Here is a 20,103-nt window from a genome sequence, read left to right on the forward strand (position 1 = left end):
GCGGGCGTCGACCCCGCACATTACGTCGGCGCGATCGTCTGGTCCTGCGGCGTGCCGCAGGCGCCCATCGCGTCGTTGATTGTGCGGTGGAAGGCACATTTGCGGCTGTCGAGGCGCCCCAGCGCCTTTCTCACCGGCTCATGCACCTCGGCGAAATGCAGCGCGATGCCTTCGCGGTGCAGCCGTTCGGACAGCCGCTGGAACATGGCAAGGCCGCTGGCATCGACCGTGTTCACCGCGCGCATGTCGAGCACCAGACATTCTGCCTCGTCATGCTCGCCGAGCCGATTGAAGATCTCGTCCTCGACATAGGCGGCATTGGCGAAGAACAGCGAGCGGTCGACCCGCACGATCAGGACCGGCAGGGTGCTGAGCCGCACGTCGTCGCGGTCTACCGAGCGATAGGAATGCCCACCGTCGTCGGTACCGATCCGGGTGACCCGCGGGAGCGAGGAAAACCACAGATAATGCGCCAGCCCCGCCAGCGCGCCGACCGCAAGGCCGAGCGTCACCCCCAGCGCCAGCGTAGCGACGAACGCGACCCCGATCAGCACCCCTTCCCACCGGTCGTGCCGCCAGACCGATGTCATCGCCCGCGTCTTGACGAGGCCGAACACCGCGCTGATCACCAGGGCGGCAAGCGCGGCCTTGGGGAGATAGGCGAGCAGCGGCGCCACGAAGAGAATGACCGCGAGCACCAGCGCGGCGCCGACCACATGGGCGAGCGGGGTCTTGCCGCCGCTGTCCTCGACCAGTGCCGAGCGCGACAGGCTGGCCCCCACGGCATAGCCGCCGGTGAGCGGGGCGGCGATATTGCCGAGGCCCAGCGCGACTGCCTCGCGGCTGGTGTCGAATTCGCTGCGATCCTCGCCGGCAAGCGATTTGGCGACCGCGATGGCGGTAGCGAAGATCACCACCGCGATGGCAAGCGCGCTGGGCGCCAATTGCAGCCAGACAGCGGGATCGAGCGGCGGCAGCGTGACCGAGGGGATGGCGCCGGGCGGCGCTTCGACCCGCGGCACCTCGCTCTCGACCATGCCCGCAGCGACGGCGCAGCCGATGATCACCAGCAGCGGCAGCGACTTGGCGATCGCCTGGCGCCATGGCGGGCGCACCCCGATCTTCCACAAAGCGGGCGCGGCGAGCCAGTCGATCAGGAACAGCAGCGCCAGCGCGCCCGTCCCGATGGCGGCGGTCGCCGGCCGGATCTCGGGCATGACCTGCCAGAAGGCGGAAGCCGCATCGATCAGATTGCCCGCCCGGTCGGGATCGGTTCCGACCAGCGTCGGCAACTGGCTCATGAAGATGAGGATCGCGGCCGCCGCGGTGAAGCCCAGCAACACGGGCTCGCTGATGAAATTGATGAGCCGTCCGAGCCGCAGCGCGCCCAGCATCGCGAGCACCAGCCCGGCTTCGATGGCGATGATCGCCGCCGCCTGTATCGGCTCGACATCGGCGCTGCCCGACGCTTCGGCGACGACCAGCGAGATGAGCGCCACCGGTCCGACCGAAACGAACGGGCTGGTGCCGAACAGGAGATAGAGCACCGGGGGAACGAGCGTTGCGTATAGCCCGGCCTGCGCGGGGAGGCCGGCGAGCTGGGCATAGGCCATCGCCTGGGGCACGAGCAGGATCGCGAGGATCACCCCCGCGATCGCGTCGGCCAGCGCGGTCTTGCCGCCATAGCCAGACACCGTCAACTTTGGGACGAGTGGATGGGTCATGAATGGGGTCGGCGCGTTGCCATAGCGGACTTAACGCGAAGCCGTCCGGGGCTGTTCCGAACCACGCATCGGTTGATGCGCCGTCAGGCCGCCGCCCGTTCCAGCCGCTCGCGCGCGCGTTCTTTGCCGATCAAAGGCAGCAGCTCGCCCATATCGGGGCCGTGATCCATCCCGGTGAGCGCCTGGCGTAGCGGCAGAAACAGCGCGCGGCCCTTGCGCTCCGTCTGCGTCTTGAGCTTCGCGGTCAGCGCGCCCCACGGGTCTTCGCCCCATTCCAGAGCCTTCGCAGCCTCGCCGAGATAGGCCTTGTCCTCGTCGCCGAATTCCGGCTGCGCGATGGGGCCGGTGACCAGCTGCCACCAGACGTCCGCCTCGGCGACCGTGGCGACATTGGGCCGCACCGCATGCCAGCCCGCCTCGTCCATTCCGGCGGGCAGGCGCCCGCGAACCTGCGCGTAATCCAGCTGGTGAACGATGGCGGTGTTGATCCGCTCGAGTTCCTCCTCGTCGAACCTCGCGGGGGCGCGGCCGAAATGGGATAGGTCGAAACCTTCGACCAGCGCGCGGCGATCGGCGATCGGCTCGACCGGCTGCGAGGTGCCAAGCCGCGCCAGCAGAGCGACAATCGCCTCCGGCTCGATGGCGCGCGCGCGAAGGGCGTCGCAGCCAAGCGAACCGAGGCGCTTCGACAGCTTGCCTTCCTTGCCGACCAGCAGGGCCTCATGCGCGAAGGCGGGCGGTGTCGCCTGCAAGGCCGTGAACATCTGGATCTGCACCGCGGTGTTCGACACGTGATCCTCTCCACGAAGCACCTGCGTCACCCCCATATTGATATCGTCGACGGTGCTCGGCAGCATGTAGAGCCACGAGCCATCGGCGCGGCGGATGACGGGGTCGGACAGCTGCGTGGGATCGAATTTCGCCCGTCCGCGCACGCCGTCCTCCCATTCGATCGCTTCGTCGTGATCGAGCTTGAAGCGCCAGTGCGGCGCGATGCCGTCCGCCTCCTTCGCCGCGCGCTCTTCTTCGCTCAGCGCAAGCGCGGCCCGGTCGTAGATCGGCGGTTTCCCGCGCCCGAGCTGGATCTTGCGCTTGATCTCCAGCTCCTGCGCGGTTTCGTACGCGGGATAGATGCGATTTTCGCCGCGCAGCTTCTCGAATGCGGCTTCATAGGCGTCCAGCCTGCGCGACTGACGCTCCTCGCGATCCGGTTCGAGACCGAGCCAGGCGAGGTCCTCGCGGATCGCCTCGACATACTCCTCGCGGCTGCGCGCGGCATCGGTGTCGTCGATGCGCAGGATGAACTGCCCGCCCGCCTTTTTCGCCAGCATCCAGTTGTGCAGCGCGGTGCGAATATTGCCGACATGCAGGCGGCCGGTGGGCGAAGGGGCGAAGCGGGTGGTGGTCATCGGCCTCGCTCGTAAAGGTGCAGGCGATGGCCTGCAAGCACGGCTCAGGCGGCGGAGAGTTCGGCGATGACGAGCTCGCTGGCCGCAATCCAGAGACGTTCGATCCGCCTTCGCCGGACGAACCCTTCGAGCGCCCGGTCCCCGCGTGCCCGGTCGCGGGCCGCGGCCGCTTCGACGAGCTGGGCGATCGTTGCTTCGTCATGGCTCAGCCACCCGCAACAGAAGCGCGAGAGGTGAATGTCGTCGGGCCAGCAGGTCGTGATCGCCTGCGCGAGGGTCAGCGCTTTGGCAGCGACAATGACGCTGCCCAGCCGTGCCGCGAGTTCGGGCACGGGATCGCGCCCCGCCCGCTCGTGTACCGCGATCAGGCGCAGCGCATAAACGAAGCGCGCGGCGATGGGATGGGCTTCGGCGATCGGCGCGGGGGCGGCGAGGCGGGCGATGATGCGTTTCGAAGTGAGCGGGGACAGGTGGCTGGTGGGCATTTAGGTCTCGCATGGCTGAGAGGATGCGAAGGTGATGCCCGATATGCGAGTGCTTCGCAATAGCGTTTATGCGCTTTCCCGCCCTTTGGGCAATCCCGCAAAAGCGGGAACCCAGGGTGGGATAGCGTTCAGCCGCCCCTGGGTCCCCGCGTTCGCGGGGATGACTTGGGGGGCGCTGGGGGGATTCGAGGGACGCGTTTTATTGCGTGAACAGCGTGACGCTATGCCCGCCACCGCTCAGCACAAGCGCATTGTCCTCGGTCCGCGCGACCTCGCTTACCGCGTCGAGCGCGGCGGCGAGGCGGCGCTGTTCTGGGTGGACCGCGATGCGGCAGGTGGGGCGTTTGATGCTGGCGGTATAGGGCGCGCCCGGCTCGCGCGGCTTTTCCGGGCGGTCGGTGCGTAGCGCGCCGGCTTCGTAGGTGTAGGTCCAGCTGAAGCCCGCACAGGTCGGATCGAACCGGATCAGTTGGTCGGTAATGGTAAGAGCTATGCCGATCCCGCCCGACACCTCCGCTCCGTCGATCCCGGCGACCCGGTATTCTCCGGGCAGTTCGCCGGCGGCGGGGACCGGTGATGTGTCGGCCACCGGCGCCGCGACAGGACGCGAAACCGCGGGCTGACAGCCGGCCAGAGCCATGCCGGCGACCGTGAGAAAAGGGAGGAAATATCGCATCTGCACAAGTCCTGCGTGAACGGTCGCAACCTTATCCGCCGCGACGCCGCAAAGCAAAAGGCCCCGGCGAACGCTATCGCCGGGGCCTTTTTTGTCTGGTCGAAGGATCCGCGCCTTACTCGGCGGCGTCTCCGTCTCCGCCCGAACCGGCCATCGCGGCCTTCATCGCTTCCTCGCTCGAAACCGGATCGGCTTCGGGCTCGGGTTCGCTCTGGGGTTCGGGCTCGGGATTGGCCGCGGCCTGCTCGGCTGCGAGCTTCTCCTGCTGCTTCTTCCACGCGGCCTTCAAGGCTGCGTCGCGGCTCGAGGCGGTGACGCGCATGCGGTTCATGCCCGCACCCGTGCCCGCCGGGATCAGCCGACCGACGATCACGTTTTCCTTGAGGCCGATCAGCGTGTCCTTCTTCCCCTCGACCGAAGCCTGGGTCAGCACGCGGGTGGTCTCCTGGAACGAGGCCGCCGAGATGAAGCTGCGGGTCTGCAGGCTCGCCTTGGTGATCCCCAGAAGGATCGGCATGCCTTCGGCCGGCTGCTTGTTCTTGGTGAGCTTCGAATTGACCTCGAGCATCTCGGCCATGTCGATCTGTTCGCCCGGCAGCAGCGTGGTGTCGCCGCCATTGGTGATCTCGACCTTCTGCAGCATCTGGCGAACGATCACCTCGATGTGCTTGTCGTTGATCTTCACGCCCTGCAGTCGGTAGACCTCCTGGATCTCATTGACGAGATATTCGGCCAGCGCTTCCACGCCGAGCACTTCCAGGATGTCGTGCGGGTTGGGCGAGCCGGAAATCAGGGTGTCTCCCTTCTTCACGAAGTCGCCTTCCTGCACGTCGATCACCTTGGTCTTGGGGATCAGGTATTCCACCGGATCGCCCTCTTCCGGGACGATCGCGATCTTGCGCTTGGCCTTGTATTCGCGGACGAATTCGATCTTCCCGGAAATCTTGGCGATGACGGAGACGTCCTTGGGCATACGCGCCTCGAACAGCTCGGCCACACGCGGCAGACCGCCGGTGATGTCGCGGGTCTTGGCCGCCTCGCGCGAGGCACGCGCCAGAATGTCGCCGGCCTCGACCTGCTGACCGTCCTCGACCGAAAGCGTGGTGCCCGGTGCCAGCATGTAGCGCTGCGCGTCGGTTTCGCCTTCCTCGGTCTGGCCTTCCCCGAGCAGGGTCAGGCGTGGGCGAAGCTCTTCCTTCTTCTTGCGGCCCGTCGCACGGTTTTCCGTGACGACGCGCTGCGCGATACCGGTGGCATCATCGGTCTGCTCTTCGAGCGTCGTGCCCTCGACCAGATCCTGATACTTCACCACGCCCGATTGCTCGGTGATGATCGGAAGGGTGAACGGATCCCACTCGGCCAGCCGCTCGCCTTCCTTGACCTTCGCGCCGTGCTTGAAGTGCAGGACGGTGCCGTAGGGCACCTTGTGCATTTCGCGCTCGCGGCCCTCGGCATCGATCACCGCGATCTCGCCATTGCGGGCAAGCGAAAGGATACGACCCTTCTTGTCGGTGATGGTCGGCATGTCGCGCAGTTCGACCTTGCCGTCCGAAATGGCCTCGAGGTGCGAGGTTTCGTTGAGCTGCGCCGCGCCGCCGATGTGGAAGGTCCGCATCGTCAGCTGGGTGCCGGGCTCACCGATCGACTGCGCGGCGATAACGCCGACAGCCTCGCCGATATTGACCGGCGTTCCGCGCGCAAGATCGCGCCCGTAGCACGTCCCGCACACGCCGCCTTCGCTCTCGCAAACCAGAGGCGAGCGGATCTTGGCGGATTGCACTTCGGCCGCCTCGATATCCTTCACCATCGGCTCGTCGATCAGCGTGCCGGCCTTGACGATCACTTCGTCGGTCGAGGCGTTGACGATGTCCTCGGCCACGGTGCGGCCCAGAATGCGCTCGCCGAGCGAGGCGATCACGCTGCCGCCCTGAACGATGGCGCGCATTTCGAGCGCGTTGTCGGTCTTGCAGTCGATCTCGACGATCGTGCAGTCCTGCGACACGTCGACGAGACGGCGGGTCAGGTAGCCCGAGTTCGCCGTCTTGAGCGCCGTATCCGCGAGGCCCTTGCGCGCGCCGTGGGTCGAGTTGAAGTATTCAAGGACGTTCAGGCCCTCCTTGAAGTTCGAGATGATCGGGTTCTCGATGATCTCGCCCGACGGCTTGGCCATCAACCCGCGCATTCCGGCAAGCTGCTTCATCTGCGCCGGCGAACCACGCGCACCCGAATGGCTCATCATGTAGATCGAGTTGATCTCGGCCTCGCGCCCGTCCTTGTCGATCGGGCGCGCCTTGATCTCCTCCATCATCGCGTCGGCCACCTGGTCGCCGCAACGGCTCCAGGCGTCGATCACCTTGTTGTACTTTTCCTGCTGCGTGATGAGGCCGTCCTGATATTGCTGCTCATAATCGGCGACCAGCTTCTTGGTCTCCTCGACCATACCTTCCTTGGCGTCGGGGATGATCATGTCGTCCTTGCCAAAGGAAATGCCCGCCTTGAAGGCGTGGCGGAAGCCCAGCACCATGATAGCGTCGGCGAACAGCACCGTGTCTTTCTGACCCGTATGGCGATAGACCTGGTCGATCACGTCGCCGATCTCGCGCTTGGTAAGCAGGCGGTTGATGATGTCGAAGGGCACCTTGTGGTTCTTCGGCAAGCATTCGCCGATCAGCATGCGGCCCGGCGTTGTGACGAAGCGCTTCATCACCACCTTGCCATCCTCATCGGCCTGCGGAACGCGGGCGATGATCTTGGAATGCAGGGTTACCGACTTCGCTTCGAGCGCCTGGTGCACCTCGGCCATATCGCCGAAGCGCGGCAGTTTCTCTTCCTTGGTGCCGTCCTCGTTCTCGAGATATTCGGGCGTCTTTTCCTGCCGCTCCATCGACAGGTAATAGATGCCCAACACCATGTCCTGAGAGGGCACGATGATCGGCTTGCCGTTGGCGGGCGAGAGGATGTTGTTGGTGCTCATCATCAGCACGCGCGCTTCCAGCTGGGCTTCCAGCGAAAGCGGCACATGGACCGCCATCTGATCGCCGTCGAAATCGGCGTTGAAGGCCGAGCAGACGAGCGGGTGAAGCTGGATCGCCTTGCCTTCGATCAGCACAGGCTCGAACGCCTGGATGCCGAGACGGTGAAGCGTCGGCGCACGGTTCAGAAGAACCGGATGCTCGCGGATAACCTCGTCGAGGATGTCCCAAACTTCCTTGCGCTCCTTCTCGACCCACTTCTTCGCCTGCTTCAGGGTCATGGAAAGACCCTTGGCGTCAAGGCGCGCGTAGATGAACGGCTTGAACAGTTCGAGCGCCATCTTCTTCGGCAGTCCGCACTGGTGCAGCTTGAGTTCGGGCCCGGTCACGATGACCGAACGGCCCGAATAGTCGACGCGCTTACCCAGAAGGTTCTGGCGGAAACGGCCCTGCTTGCCCTTGAGCATGTCGGACAGCGACTTCAGCGGACGCTTGTTCGCACCGGTGATGACGCGGCCGCGGCGACCGTTGTCGAACAGCGCATCGACCGCTTCCTGCAGCATGCGCTTTTCGTTGCGCACGATGATGTCCGGCGCACGCAGCTCGATCAGGCGTTTCAGGCGGTTGTTGCGGTTTATGACGCGGCGATAGAGATCGTTGAGATCCGACGTCGCGAAACGGCCACCGTCGAGCGGCACCAGCGGGCGCAGTTCGGGCGGGATCACGGGGATGACTTCGAGGATCATCCACTCCGGACGGTTGCCGGAGTCGATGAAGCTTTCGACGACCTTCAGACGCTTGATGATCTTCTTAGGCTTCAGCGCCGACTTGGTGGTCGCGAGCTCTTCGAGAAGGTCCTCGCGCTCCTGTTCGAGGTCGAGTTCCATCAACATGGTCTTGACCGCTTCGGCACCGATATTGGCGGTGAAGGCGTCCTCGCCATATTCGTCCTGCGCCTCGAGCAGTTCGTCCTCGGTCAGCAGCTGGTACTTCTCGAGCGGGGTGAGGCCCGGCTCGACCACCACGTAGCTTTCGAAATAAAGGATGCGCTCGAGCTGCTTCAGCTGAATATCGAGCAGCAGGCCGATGCGGCTCGGCAGCGATTTCAGGAACCAGATATGCGCAACCGGCGCGGCCAGTTCGATATGGCCCATGCGTTCGCGGCGCACCTTGGTGACGGTGACCTCGACGCCGCACTTTTCGCACACGACGCCCTTGTATTTCATGCGCTTGTACTTGCCGCACAGGCATTCGTAATCCTTCACCGGACCGAAGATGCGCGCGCAGAACAACCCGTCACGCTCGGGCTTGAACGTGCGGTAATTGATTGTTTCCGGCTTCTTGATCTCGCCGAACGACCAGCTGCGAATACGCTCGGGCGAGGCGATGCCGATCTGGATCTGGTCGAAGGTTTCCGGCTTGGCCAGCTGGTTGGTGAATTTGGTCAGTTCGTTCATTCTTCAATTCCTCGAAAGAGGTGAATCTCAAGACAGCTAAAACCGCTCATGGTGAGGAGGGACTGAGCTTGTCGAAGGCCCGTCTCGAACCACGGGTCCTTCGAGACGGCTCGGACTAAGTCCTCACCCCCTCAGGATGAGCGTCCTTTCCGGGCTATTCCGCTGCCTCCGGCCATTCGTCCTCGTCTTCCTCACCGTCGCTGAGCGACTTCAATTCGACGTTGAGGCCGAGCGAGCGCATTTCCTTGACGAGCACATTGAAGCTCTCCGGAATGCCCGCTTCGAAGGTGTCGTCGCCCTTGACGATCGCTTCGTAGACCTTGGTTCGGCCGACCACGTCGTCCGACTTGACGGTGAGCATTTCCTGCAAGGTGTAGGCGGCGCCATATGCCTGCAGGGCCCAGACCTCCATCTCGCCGAAGCGCTGTCCGCCGAACTGCGCCTTACCGCCTAGCGGCTGCTGGGTGACGAGCGAGTAAGGACCGATCGAGCGCGCGTGGATCTTGTCGTCGACGAGGTGGTGGAGCTTCAGCATGTAGATGATGCCCACGGTCACCTTGCGGTCGAACGCCTCACCGCTGCGCCCGTCGTAGAGCACCGACTGGCCCGACGAATCGACGCCCGCCTTCACGAGGTAATCGGTCACGTCGGCCTCTCGCGCGCCGTCGAACACCGGGGTACCCATCGGGACACCGGCCGAAAGGTTGGTCGCGAGTTCGACGATGCCCTGGGTCGAGCGGCTTTCGAGATCCTCGAAATATTGCTCGCCATAGACGTCCTTCAAACGCTCCACGACGGCCTCGGGCGGCTTCGCCTTGGCGTAGTCCTCGCGCGCATTCGGGTTGGCGGCGTGCCATTCCTCGAGCTTGTCGGCGATGTCCATGCCGAGGTTGCGAGCCGCGAAACCAAGGTGGGTCTCGAAGATCTGCCCCACGTTCATGCGCGAAGGCACACCCAGCGGGTTGAGCACGAGATCGACCGGCGTTCCGTCTTCGAGGAACGGCATGTCCTCGACCGGCAGGATGCGGCTGATCACACCCTTGTTGCCGTGACGGCCGGCCATCTTGTCGCCCGGCTGCAGCTTGCGCTTCACCGCGACGAAGACCTTGACCATCTTGAGCACGCCCGGCGCGAGTTCGTCGCCGCGTTCCAGCTTTTCCTTGCGGTCGTGGAACTTGGCATCGATCATGCCCGCGCTTTCGTCATATTGCGACTTGATCGCTTCGATCTGCTGCTGGCGCGTGTCGTCGGCAACGGCGAACTTGAACCACTCGTGCTTTTCGACATCGGCCAGCACCTGCTCGCTGATCTCGATCCCCTTCTTGACGCCCTTGGGCGCGGCCGACGCGGTCTGGCCGAGCAGCATGTCCTTCAGCCGGTTGTAGGTCGCACGGTTGAGGATCGCGCGCTCGTCGGCGGCGTCCTTCCTGAGACGCTCGATCTCCTCGTTCTGGATCGCGCGCGTACGGTCGTCGATCTCGATCCCGTGGCGGTTGAACACGCGAACCTCGACGATCGTCCCGGCGACACCGGGCGGCAGACGCAACGAGGTGTCGCGCACATCGCTCGCCTTTTCGCCGAAGATCGCACGCAGAAGCTTTTCTTCCGGCGTCATCGGGCTTTCGCCCTTCGGCGTGATCTTGCCGACCAGGATGTCGCCCGGATGCACTTCGGCGCCGATATAGACGATGCCCGCTTCGTCGAGGTTGCGCAGGGCCTCCTCGCCGACATTGGGAATGTCGCGGGTGATGTCTTCCGGTCCCAGCTTGGTATCGCGGGCCATGACTTCGAATTCCTCGATATGGATCGAGGTGAAGACATCGTCCTTCACGATACGCTCGGAGATGAGGATCGAGTCCTCGTAATTGTAGCCGTTCCAGGGCATGAAGGCGACGAGGCTGTTCTTGCCCAGCGCCAGCTCACCGAGATCGGTCGAGGGACCGTCGGCGATGATGTCGCCCGGCTCGATCGTTTCGCCCACCTTCACCAGCGGACGCTGGTTGATGCAGGTGTTCTGGTTCGAGCGCTGGAACTTCTGCAGCGTGTAGATGTCGACGCCCGACTGACCGGGTTCGACATCGCCGATCGCGCGGATGACGATGCGGGTAGCGTCAACCTGGTCGACGATGCCGCCGCGCTTGGCTGCGATCGCCGCGCCGCTGTCGCGCGCCACGGTTTCTTCCATCCCGGTGCCGACCCACGGCGCCTCGGCCTTAACCAGCGGCACCGCCTGGCGCTGCATGTTCGAGCCCATAAGCGCGCGGTTGGCGTCATCGTTTTCCAGGAACGGAATGAGCGATGCCGCGACCGAGACGAGCTGCTTGGGGCTGACGTCCATAAGCGTGATCTGGTCGTTGGGCGCCATCAGGTTGTCACCCGCATGGCGCGCGGACACCAGATCCTCGACGAAGCTGCCCTCGTCATTGAGATCGGCGGACGCCTGCGCGACCGTATGCTTCTGCTCTTCCATCGCGGAAAGGTAGACGACGTCGCCCGTCACCTTGTTGTCTTCCACGCGGCGATAGGGCGTCTCGATGAAGCCATACTTGTTCACGCGGCTGAACGAGGCGAGCGAATTGATGAGGCCGATATTCGGACCTTCGGGCGTCTCGATCGGGCAGATACGGCCGTAATGCGTCGGGTGAACGTCGCGCACTTCGAAGCCCGCGCGCTCACGCGTCAGACCACCCGGGCCAAGCGCCGAGATGCGGCGCTTGTGGGTGACTTCCGACAGCGGGTTGGTCTGGTCCATGAACTGCGACAGCTGCGAAGAGCCGAAGAATTCGCGCACCGCGGCCACCGCCGGCTTTGCGTTGATGAGGTCGTTGGGCATGACGGTCGACACATCGACGCTGCTCATGCGCTCCTTGACCGCACGCTCCATGCGAAGGAGGCCAACGCGGTACTGGTTTTCCAACAGCTCGCCGACCGAGCGCACGCGGCGGTTGCCGAGGTTGTCGATGTCGTCGACTTCGCCCTTGCCGTCCTTGAGGCCGACCAGTTCCTTGACCACGGCGAGGATGTCTTCCTTGCGCAGAGTGGTCACGGTGTCTTCGGCATCAAGGTCGAGGCGCATGTTGAGCTTCACGCGGCCGACGGCGGAAAGGTCGTAGCGCTCGCCATCGAAGAACAGGCCTTCGAACAGCGCCTCGGCGGTTTCCTTGGTCGGCGGTTCGCCCGGACGCATCACCTTGTAGATGGCTTCGAGGCCCTCGTCGCGGTTCTCGGCCTTGTCGGCCTTGAGCGTGTTGCGCATCCAGGGGCCGGTGTTGATCTCGTCGATATCGAGCAGCTCGAGACTGTCGATCCCGGCGGCGTCGAAGGTTTCGACGTGCTCGAGCGTGATCTCGTCACCGGCTTCGACATAGATGCGGCCCGTGCTCTCGTCGATCATGTCCTTGGCGGCATAGCGGCTGACGACTTCTTCGGTCGGCAGCAGCAGATCGGTGAGCCCGTCCTTTGCCGCCTTGTTGGCAGCGCGCGGACTGATTTTCTGGTTGGCGGGGAAAATCTCCTCGCCCGTTTTCGCATCGACCAGCGGGAAGGTCGGCTTCTGCCCGCGCCAATTTTCCGGCACGAACGGGATTTTCCAGCCATCCTTCGCGCGTTCCCACGTAACGGTGTCGTAGAAGTGATCGAGAATTTCCTCGCTATCGAGGCCCAGCGCATAGAGCAGCGCGGTGACCGGCAGCTTGCGCTTGCGGTCGATCCGGACATTGACGATGTCCTTGGCGTCGAATTCGAAATCGAGCCAGCTGCCGCGATAGGGAATCACGCGCGCTGCGAAGAGCAGCTTGCCCGACGAGTGCGTCTTGCCGCGATCATGATCGAACAGCACGCCGGGCGAACGGTGCATCTGGCTGACGATCACGCGCTCGGTGCCGTTAACGATGAAGGTGCCGTTCTCGGTCATGAGCGGCATGTCGCCCATGTAAACATCCTGCTCCTTGATATCGAGGACGGAGCGGGTTTCGGTTTCCTGGTCCACTTCGAACACGATGAGCCGCAGGGTCACCTTCATCGGCGCTGCGTAGGTGATGCCGCGCTGGCGGCATTCGGTCGTGTCGTATTTGGGCTCTTCCAGCTCGTAATGCACGAAGTCGAGCTCTGCGGTCCCGGCAAAGTCGCGGATCGGGAAGACGCTGCGCAGCGTCTTTTCGAGACCCGAGACATAACCCGTTTCCTTGTCGGAGCGCAGGAACTGTTCGTAGCTCTCGCGCTGGACCTCGATCAGGTTGGGCATCTGGACGACTTCGTGGATGTCGCCGAAAATCTTGCGGATACGCTTCTTCGCGGTGCCTTCGGCCTTACGGCTGCGAACGCGTTTTGCAGGAGCTTTGGTTGCCATGGAGGGGAAGTGCCTCTTCTTGCCTTTGGCGAGCGGATGGGGGCGCTCGCCAGTTTCGTGTCGGTCGTGACGCGAGATCGGGGCCATACTGGGACGCAAGAAAGCCGCCAGCCTGAACGAACCCCTGGCCCGTCTGGCAGCAGCTTACGCTTGGCGTCGCGAATATGGCAGTGCGCCGCTTCCATTCTTGGCCCGATCCGTCGCGCATGAATCGGTCCGGCTCGAAGCTGGCGTGTGAGGGTTATGTAGGAATAGCGGGGCGCGCCGTCAACAGGGCGCGCAGCGATCCGAATCGCCGGCAGACGCGGCGCGAAATCCGCTGTGGCCCGCATCGTGTTCTCATATCGAGAAACAATATGGCCGAAAATATCGCTTTCCGATCAGCGCCTTATCGTTTTTCGATATTTATTGATTGACGATAAATCGCAGCCCGCCTAGACGGTGATTATCGAAATTCAATAATGCACATCAAGGAGAACGATATGTCCCGCCACTTCACCAACACCCTCGCCGCTCTCGCAGCCGTGATCCTCGCCACCAGTTCGATGGCCGCCATCGTAGACGTGCCGCCCGCTTCCGAGCAGGCGCCCGCCGCCGCCATGCCGCTCCCCGAACTGGCCTGATTTCGACAGCATCGAAAGGAGACGTAATGCCGATGAACGAGAAGCCCAATGACCTCCTGCTACTGGCAGGAAAGGTCCTTACCGTCCTGATGCAGATCTTCATGGCGATCGCGGCGATCGCCCTCGCCATTGCGATCCCGATCATCCTGATATTTAGCGGAACCATCAACGCTGAGATTGCGGCGGAATATGGCGATGCCGTAGGCAGCCTGCCTCTTGCTGCGATGATCGCGCTGTTCGCCTCGCTTCTGGTGCTCGTCTTGCTCGTTTTCGTGTTCTTCGGAAAACTGCGCGCGATCATCGCATCGGTCGGCGAAGGCGATCCCTTCGTGCCGGAGAATGCCCAGCGGCTGAACATGATGGCGTGGCTGATGCTTGCCGTGCAGGCGATCATGATCTCCATCGCAGGCTTTGCGGTCACCGTCGCGACTTGGGCGTCGGATTTCGAGGAAGGCGATTTCGCCATCGAAGTCGGGCTGGACCTGACCGGCGTCCTGATCGTCATCGTCCTGTTCATCCTGGCCCGGGTGTTCAAGCATGGTGCCGCGATGCGCGAAGACCTGGAGGGGACGGTCTGATGCCCCCCAAACCGCACGACTTCGACGACGAAGGAGCAACGATCATGGTCAGGCTCGACGACCTGCTGCACGACCGACGCATGACGCTGACCGAACTGGCCGAGCGGGTGGGGCTGACCCTCGCCAACCTCTCGATCCTCAAGACAGGCAAGGCCAAGGCGATCCGCTTCTCCACCCTCGCCGCGATCTGCCGCGAACTGGAATGCCAGCCGGGCGATCTGTTGAGCTACCGCGCCGAGTGAGCGGCGTCGGACTGGGCGGCTGACTGGCGTCGCCATTTTTTTGCCATCTTTCGGAACCGGCAGACCGTCCGATCATTGAGGGAGGAAAGAACCTTTCTCTTTTATGAACGAGGAATCGATATGAAGACCTCCATCACCATCGCCACCCCGCTTGCCCTCGCCCTTGCTCTCGCCGCCTGCGGCTCGGGCGATCCGGCCATGGAAGCCGAAGCCGAACAGATCGACGAGCGCGCCGAGGCGCTCGAGGACGCCGCCGACGAAGCGCCGACCGAAGCCGGCGAAGAGGAACTCGAAGCCGAAGCCGAAATGCTCGAGGAAACCGCCGACGAGATGTAAACTTCGCGCTGCACGGCAAACGAACAAAAGGGCCGTCCGGGCGACCGGGCGGCCCTTTTTCATTCGTCCCGCATGCGCGCCGGCGATGCAGTCCACACCGCATATGGTCTGCGCCGCCGCGATAGTGTATCGCCCTCCTATGACACCTCGCCTGTTTTCGCTCCCGTCGGTGCTTATACCGGCGTTGACGCTGGCATCGTGCGGCATCGACGAGGTTGCGATCAACCCCACGCCAAGCCCGACCCCGATCGCCTCACCCAGTCCTACGCCCAGCCCTTCTCCGACCCCCGGTTCGGCCTCGCTTCCGCGCCTTGCGCCCGGGCCCCATCTCGGCATGATCACGGGCTTCGAGGCGCTGAACGAAACGCGCGCCGCAATCGCTGCGCAAAGCTATGCCGAGGCGCGCAGCGCGGGGGCGTCTATCGGGCGGGTGCAGATCGACTGGGCCGATCTCGAAACTGCGCCCGGCGAATATGATGCGCAGGCGCTTGCCGAGCTGTTCGACGATCCGAACCTGGAGGGCATGAACCTCGTCGTGCTCGTCTCGACGCTGGACAGCGAAGGGCTGACCCTGCCCTCCTATCTGCAGGATGGCGTCGACCTGCGCAGCGGCCTGACGCTGGCTGCGCCCGAGGTGACGGACGCCTTCGCTGCATTCCTCGACTGGCTCGCCCCGCAACTGGAGCAGCGCGATGTCTGGCTGCTTTCCATCGCCAACGAACCGCTCGGCCCGATCGAGGACGAGCGGGCCGCCGAAGCGGATGCGGTCGCCTTCTATTCCGCGGCGATGGATCGATGGAATGCCGAGGTGCCCGAAATCGGCATTACCGCGACCTTCACCGTCGGCGGGCCGGACGGCATCCCGGACCTTTTCGAAGCCACGCGTTCGCGCGCGGATATCGTCAGCTTCAACTATTACTGCCTGACCGGCGATCTGATCGTCACCGGCGAGGCCGAATGGGAAGCGCGGCTGGATGGCATGAAAGAAGACGCAGGCGATCGCGACATTTTCCTCCAGGAGCTCGGCTGTCCCGTCGGCTACGGGCCGTCCGGCGAGCCATCGGGCATCGGCGGATCGCTCGACAATCAGGCGGCGTTCTTCGAATTCTTCGGCGAAGCCTTCGCCACAGATCCGCAATTGCGCGCCGCGACCGCGTTCCAGCTGTTCGACTGGTCGCCAGAGTTGGCCGCCATGTTCGCGCAGCCGCTGCGAGCCGCCGGCCTGCCCGCCTTCGCCGACCGGTTCGAAGAATGGCTCGCGACAGTGGGCCTTCGCCGCTGGTCCGACGGCAGCGCGCGTCCGGCCTGGAATGCCTGGCTCGATCAGCTCGAGCGGGTGCGCGAGGCGCGCGGCGGGTGAGCGGTTCGCCCATTAAGATGGAACAAGGTGAGCGACACACGCATTGATCTGGGGAATTGCTAAATACTTTTTGGAGGAACCCCGTGATGAAACACACGATGAAGAAGACCCTGACCCTGACGACCCCGCTCGCCCTCGCCTTTGCGCTGGCGGCCTGCAACAACGATGCCGAACAAGTGAACGAGGCGGCGGGCGAGATGATCGAAGAACGCGCCGAAATGGCAGAAGCGCACGCCGATCTCGCCGATGAACGCGCCGATGCCACGGCCGATCCTGTCGCGGAAGCGCAGCTTGAGCAGCATTCGGAGGAACTCGAAGCCGAAGCCGATGCCATCGCGGAAGAGGCCGACGGCATCTGATCTGCGCCCCGCTCGGCGCTTGACATTCTGCGCCCCTGCGCAGCGCTTGACATTCTGCGCCCCTGCGCAGCGCTTGACATAACACCGCACATCTATAGATGCCCGCCCTCGAACGGCGGGCATCTTTGATTCTGCACGTCTTGAAAATGTGAGCCGTTCGTCCGTCCAAGACAGTTGGTGCTCCGGAACACGTCCGGGGCTTAATTTCCAGCCTAGACGGGGAAACGAGATTTCTCGCGCGCTGCCATTATCGGCGCTCGCAACCGGGCCACCCGGCTCACCCTCCTTCCCCATCATTGGACCCGCGTGGCCTTGCCCGTTTGCGGCATGGCCCGATGTGAGCCGGCCGTGATGCGTCCCAAGCATCGCGGCCATTAGTGAAGGAGCAAAAGCATGGATCGTTCGCAGAAAGCCGAAGCGGTTGCCCAGCTCAACGACGTCTTCAAAGAGGTCGGCGTGGTGGTCGTCACCCGCAACCTCGGCCTGACGGTGGACCAGTCCACCGAACTGCGCTCGAAGATGCGCGAAGCTGGTGCTTCCTACAAGGTTGCGAAGAACCGTCTCGCCAAGCTCGCCCTGAAGGACACCGACTATACCGGGATCGATGAGTTTCTCACCGGCCCGACCGCGCTGGCCTGGTCGTCCGACCCGGTCGCGGCTGCCAAGGCCGCTGTCGATTTCGCCAAGTCGAACGACAAGCTCGAAATCGTCGGTGGTTCGATGGGCACCCAGGTTCTCGACGAAGCCGGGGTCAAGGCGCTTGCCTCGATGCCGAGCCTCGACGAGCTGCGCGGCACGATCGTTGGCCTGGTCAACGCCCCGGCGACAAAGATCGCCCAGGTCGTCAACGCGCCCGCGAACAAGCTGGCGCGGGTCTTCGGTGCCTATGGCGCCAGCGAAGCCGCTTAAGAGACGTAATTCGCGAACAACGAAACATGGGGGCCAAGACTGGCCCCGCACATTTTGGAGTGAAGTATCATGGCCGATATTGCCAAGCTAGTTGAAGAACTTTCGAAGCTGACCGTCCTGGAAGCCGCTGAGCTTGCCAAGGCGCTCGAAGAAGAATGGGGCGTGAGCGCCGCAGCGGCGGTTGCCGTGGCCGGCCCTGCCGGTGGCGGCGATGCCGGTGCCCCGGCCGAGGAAAAGGACGAATTCGACGTCATCCTCACCGGCGACGGCGGCAAGAAGATCCAGGTCATCAAGGAAGTCCGCGCCATCACCGGCCTGGGCCTGACCGAAGCCAAGGGCCTCGTCGAAGGCGCGCCCAAGCCGCTCAAGGAAGGCGTGAACAAGGCCGAAGCCGAAGAGATCAAGGGCAAGATCGAAGCAGCCGGCGGCACCGTCGAACTGAAGTGACGCGAAACTTGGGCCGCGCTTCGGCGCGGCCCTTACGTCGCAGCGTCATCCCCGCGAAGGCGGGGATCTCGATCCGCCTGGTCGGACGCAAAAAAGGGCGGTGCCAGCGATGGCGCCGCCCTTTTTCTCTAGTCTCTCTCCCTCATAAAGGCGGGGTAGAGATTGGGACACCGCTCCTTCCACTCGCGCGGGAGCAGGTTCCCCGTTCTTCCCGGCGAAATCTCCACATAATCCATCCTCCTGTAGCTCCACAGATAGGCCCTGCAGTCCTTGAGCGCAGCGCCGTGCACATAGAGTGTGCCGACATTGAACTGAGTATGACGAATGGAATGCAATAGCGGGCGCGCGAAAACGGCCTCGGGGTCCAGCCGCTTGGTGGCGACATCCCTGACGATGCCTTCGTAAAGAGCGACCGCAGTGATGGGCGCTATTATCGCGGCGAGTCCCCACACGCTCCATCGCCATAGCGCCGGTATGCTCTTCACGCGCATGAGCAGAAACGAAAGCCCGACGGCCAGCAGCGCGAGGAAGACGGCGATTTGCGCTAGCAAGGTTTCGGGGCCAAAAACCATCCTAAGCGGGAGCCAGAGAGGCTTGAGGGCGCCGCCCAGCAGCAGGTAAGACGCGATAAGGAAAACAGGGATTGCGGGGACGCATCCGCATCCTGCAAAATCCGATCCCTCGCCATCGTCGATGCCGGTTCGTCAGACGATCACGGATGGTTGGTGAGATGCGCGGCGCAAAACTATCGCCTCGGCTCGCCCAGCGATATCACCCCCCGATCTGATCGATCGCCGAGCGCTCGGCGCCCAGCGTCGGCGCGCCGACCTGGTCGATCTGGACCTTGTGCGCGTCCGTTGCGTCCTCGTAGTCGATCCCGAAATTCACCTCGTCGAAGGCGGGATTGTAGGAGATCGGGATGCCGGCGTTCTGCAGCTCGGCGAGCGTGACTAAGGCGTCGATCGCGCTGCTCGCGGTCAGCGCTTCATACTCTTCGGGACTGTATCTGCCGCGCAGCAGCTCGGTCACCGAGCGCAGGCGGATCGCGATCGTCCCGTCCTGCTGCTCGAAATCGACGCTGCCGGTGAGCACCCCGTTGATCCGCGCATCCAGCCGGGTCTTGGAGACGAGTTCGATCTGTTCGAGGCGGCTCTGCGCCAATCCGGGGGCGGGCTCCGGCAGCGCGGCGGCGAATTCGGCGCTGCCAGCCGCGGCTTCGGGATACGGCGCGTCCTCGGCTTCTTCCGTGCGTGAGGCATCCGCACCCTGCCGTTCGGCCAGCGCCAGGACGTCGCGCTCCTGCGCCGATAGCCCGCCGAGCAATTCCTTCGGCAGTTCGCCCAGCCGCATCGGCTCTGCGGCGAGCTTGATGCGGTCTTCCGCCACGGCCTCGAGATTGGTGTCGGCCCGGCTTTCGGCAGAGCCCTGCGAATGAGCGAGCGCGGCGGCAGGCGTGATCTGCTCGATCGCGACCAGTCCGGCGCGGCGGGGGGCGGCAAGAGCGGCGATCCGCGCGGGCGGCTGAGCGGGGAGCGGCAGCGTCAGTGGAGCGGGCGCTTCGAACTCCAATGCCGGAGCGGTGAGCGGACCGGGCAGCGCCACATCGATCCGCCGCGCGGCCCGCTCGGTAAGCGCAGGTTCCGGTGGCGATAGCGGCATGCCTGGCAACGGGTCGGGCGCGGCCGATTGCTCCGAGACCGCAAGACTTGCTGTGGGTGCGAAACCCGCGAGCAGGCGGGGTGCCGCCAGGGGAGTGGCGGGATCGGTCGTTTCGGGCGCCAGCGACAGCGACCAGTCGGCACCGGGCGCGCTGTGCGGCGGTGCGAGAGGGATCACTGCCACGGGCTGCGGCAAAGCCGGCTTGAAATAGGTCACGCCGACCGCGCCTAGCGACAGGCTCGGCACGGTGAGCGCCATGGCCAGCGCCGTTATGCTCGTCAGCGCGCGGCCATAGGCAAAGCCGCTGGGCATCCTGCCGGAGCATATGTCCGCATGGTCCCGCCCTGTTGCGCGCGCATTCATTTCGAGAATCCCCCTGCACCCCGTCTCGTCTCGACCGCTTACAACATCGCGACGGGGCGAATAAAGGGTGTTGTTCGCCGACGTTCGCGCCGCGGCCCAGACCGGGACGATATTGTGCTTCCCCTTACCCGCCGCCCCCTCTATCCGGGCCGGCTC

Annotated in this window: 16 protein-coding genes; 8 read left to right on the plus strand and 8 right to left on the minus strand. The window is 64.1% G+C overall.

Annotated elements, in window-relative coordinates; translation table 11 throughout:
• Positions 1-20: 20 nt before the first annotated feature.
• From V2I30_RS09710 to rpoB, 6 genes are all read right to left on the minus strand, one after another.
• A complete protein-coding gene (locus tag V2I30_RS09710; RefSeq protein WP_330661958.1) occupies positions 21-1,724 on the minus strand; it encodes a SulP family inorganic anion transporter in 1,704 nt (567 codons plus the stop codon).
• Between the two features lie 83 nt (positions 1,725-1,807).
• Entirely contained in the window at positions 1,808-3,133 is a 1,326-nt protein-coding gene (gltX, locus tag V2I30_RS09715; protein WP_330661959.1) for a glutamate--tRNA ligase, read from the minus strand.
• Positions 3,134-3,177: 44 nt separating this feature from the next.
• Entirely contained in the window at positions 3,178-3,618 is a 441-nt protein-coding gene (locus V2I30_RS09720; protein WP_330661960.1) for a DNA-directed RNA polymerase subunit beta', read from the minus strand.
• A gap of 199 nt (positions 3,619-3,817) precedes the next feature.
• Positions 3,818-4,207, minus strand: coding sequence for a hypothetical protein (locus V2I30_RS09725; protein WP_330661961.1), 390 nt, complete (start codon positions 4,205-4,207; stop codon positions 3,818-3,820).
• 202 nt (positions 4,208-4,409) lie between these two features.
• Positions 4,410-8,723, minus strand: coding sequence for a DNA-directed RNA polymerase subunit beta' (gene rpoC / locus V2I30_RS09730; RefSeq protein ID WP_330661963.1), 4,314 nt, complete (start codon positions 8,721-8,723; stop codon positions 4,410-4,412).
• A gap of 154 nt (positions 8,724-8,877) precedes the next feature.
• Positions 8,878-13,071 (minus strand): DNA-directed RNA polymerase subunit beta, encoded by a 4,194-nt coding sequence (gene rpoB / locus V2I30_RS09735; RefSeq protein WP_330661965.1) that lies wholly within the window; start codon positions 13,069-13,071, stop codon positions 8,878-8,880.
• Positions 13,072-13,553: 482 nt separating this feature from the next.
• Here rpoB and V2I30_RS09740 point away from each other — a divergent pair, with 482 nt between their 5' ends.
• From V2I30_RS09740 to rplL, 8 genes are all read left to right on the plus strand, one after another.
• Positions 13,554-13,694, plus strand: coding sequence for a hypothetical protein (locus tag V2I30_RS09740; protein ID WP_330661967.1), 141 nt, complete (start codon positions 13,554-13,556; stop codon positions 13,692-13,694).
• 32 nt (positions 13,695-13,726) lie between these two features.
• Positions 13,727-14,272, plus strand: a complete 546-nt coding sequence (locus V2I30_RS09745; RefSeq protein WP_330661968.1) for a DUF2975 domain-containing protein — start codon at positions 13,727-13,729, stop codon at positions 14,270-14,272.
• Complete coding sequence (locus V2I30_RS09750) at positions 14,272-14,514, plus strand: helix-turn-helix domain-containing protein (RefSeq protein ID WP_330661969.1); 243 nt, start codon at positions 14,272-14,274, stop codon at positions 14,512-14,514. Before V2I30_RS09745 ends, V2I30_RS09750 begins: the two co-directional genes overlap by 1 nt.
• Positions 14,515-14,634: 120 nt before the next feature.
• On the plus strand, positions 14,635-14,850 hold the full coding sequence (locus V2I30_RS09755) for a hypothetical protein (RefSeq protein WP_330661970.1): 216 nt from the start codon (positions 14,635-14,637) through the stop codon (positions 14,848-14,850).
• A gap of 334 nt (positions 14,851-15,184) precedes the next feature.
• Positions 15,185-16,210 (plus strand): hypothetical protein, encoded by a 1,026-nt coding sequence (locus tag V2I30_RS09760; protein ID WP_330661971.1) that lies wholly within the window; start codon positions 15,185-15,187, stop codon positions 16,208-16,210.
• Between the two features lie 86 nt (positions 16,211-16,296).
• The gene (locus tag V2I30_RS09765; protein WP_330661972.1) at positions 16,297-16,569 is read left to right on the plus strand and encodes a hypothetical protein; all 273 of its coding nucleotides are present in this window, start codon (positions 16,297-16,299) and stop codon (positions 16,567-16,569) included.
• A gap of 393 nt (positions 16,570-16,962) precedes the next feature.
• The gene (gene rplJ, locus V2I30_RS09770) at positions 16,963-17,478 is read left to right on the plus strand and encodes a 50S ribosomal protein L10 (protein WP_330661973.1); all 516 of its coding nucleotides are present in this window, start codon (positions 16,963-16,965) and stop codon (positions 17,476-17,478) included.
• Between the two features lie 69 nt (positions 17,479-17,547).
• Positions 17,548-17,925: a 50S ribosomal protein L7/L12 gene (rplL, locus tag V2I30_RS09775; protein WP_212449099.1), complete on the plus strand. Its 378-nt coding sequence runs from the start codon at positions 17,548-17,550 to the stop codon at positions 17,923-17,925.
• 128 nt (positions 17,926-18,053) lie between these two features.
• On the opposite strand, the gene V2I30_RS09780 is transcribed toward rplL, so the two are convergent.
• The gene (locus V2I30_RS09780) at positions 18,054-18,476 is read right to left on the minus strand and encodes a hypothetical protein (RefSeq protein WP_330661974.1); all 423 of its coding nucleotides are present in this window, start codon (positions 18,474-18,476) and stop codon (positions 18,054-18,056) included.
• A gap of 220 nt (positions 18,477-18,696) precedes the next feature.
• Positions 18,697-19,947 (minus strand): hypothetical protein, encoded by a 1,251-nt coding sequence (locus tag V2I30_RS09785; protein WP_330661975.1) that lies wholly within the window; start codon positions 19,945-19,947, stop codon positions 18,697-18,699.
• Between the last annotated feature and the right edge of the window lie 156 nt (positions 19,948-20,103).

It is taken from the genome of Erythrobacter sp. (assembly GCF_036351135.1).
Taxonomy (GTDB): Bacteria; Pseudomonadota; Alphaproteobacteria; order Sphingomonadales; family Sphingomonadaceae; genus Erythrobacter.

What these genes read in the sequence shown, in the direction of transcription:
- V2I30_RS09710 (WP_330661958.1), bottom strand. Translation starts at nt 1,724, where the DNA reads ATGACCCATCCACTCGTCCCAAAGTTGACGGTGTCTGGCTATGGCGGC.
- V2I30_RS09785 (WP_330661975.1), bottom strand. Translation starts at nt 19,947, where the DNA reads ATGAATGCGCGCGCAACAGGGCGGGACCATGCGGACATATGCTCCGGC.
- V2I30_RS09765 (WP_330661972.1), top strand. Translation starts at nt 16,297, where the DNA reads ATGAAACACACGATGAAGAAGACCCTGACCCTGACGACCCCGCTCGCC.
- gltX (WP_330661959.1), bottom strand. Translation starts at nt 3,133, where the DNA reads ATGACCACCACCCGCTTCGCCCCTTCGCCCACCGGCCGCCTGCATGTC.
- V2I30_RS09740 (WP_330661967.1), top strand. Translation starts at nt 13,554, where the DNA reads ATGTCCCGCCACTTCACCAACACCCTCGCCGCTCTCGCAGCCGTGATC.
- rpoB (WP_330661965.1), bottom strand. Translation starts at nt 13,071, where the DNA reads ATGGCAACCAAAGCTCCTGCAAAACGCGTTCGCAGCCGTAAGGCCGAA.
- V2I30_RS09760 (WP_330661971.1), top strand. Translation starts at nt 15,185, where the DNA reads ATGATCACGGGCTTCGAGGCGCTGAACGAAACGCGCGCCGCAATCGCT.
- V2I30_RS09755 (WP_330661970.1), top strand. Translation starts at nt 14,635, where the DNA reads ATGAAGACCTCCATCACCATCGCCACCCCGCTTGCCCTCGCCCTTGCT.
- rpoC (WP_330661963.1), bottom strand. Translation starts at nt 8,723, where the DNA reads ATGAACGAACTGACCAAATTCACCAACCAGCTGGCCAAGCCGGAAACC.
- rplJ (WP_330661973.1), top strand. Translation starts at nt 16,963, where the DNA reads ATGGATCGTTCGCAGAAAGCCGAAGCGGTTGCCCAGCTCAACGACGTC.
- rplL (WP_212449099.1), top strand. Translation starts at nt 17,548, where the DNA reads ATGGCCGATATTGCCAAGCTAGTTGAAGAACTTTCGAAGCTGACCGTC.
- V2I30_RS09750 (WP_330661969.1), top strand. Translation starts at nt 14,272, where the DNA reads ATGCCCCCCAAACCGCACGACTTCGACGACGAAGGAGCAACGATCATG.
- V2I30_RS09720 (WP_330661960.1), bottom strand. Translation starts at nt 3,618, where the DNA reads ATGCCCACCAGCCACCTGTCCCCGCTCACTTCGAAACGCATCATCGCC.
- V2I30_RS09745 (WP_330661968.1), top strand. Translation starts at nt 13,727, where the DNA reads ATGAACGAGAAGCCCAATGACCTCCTGCTACTGGCAGGAAAGGTCCTT.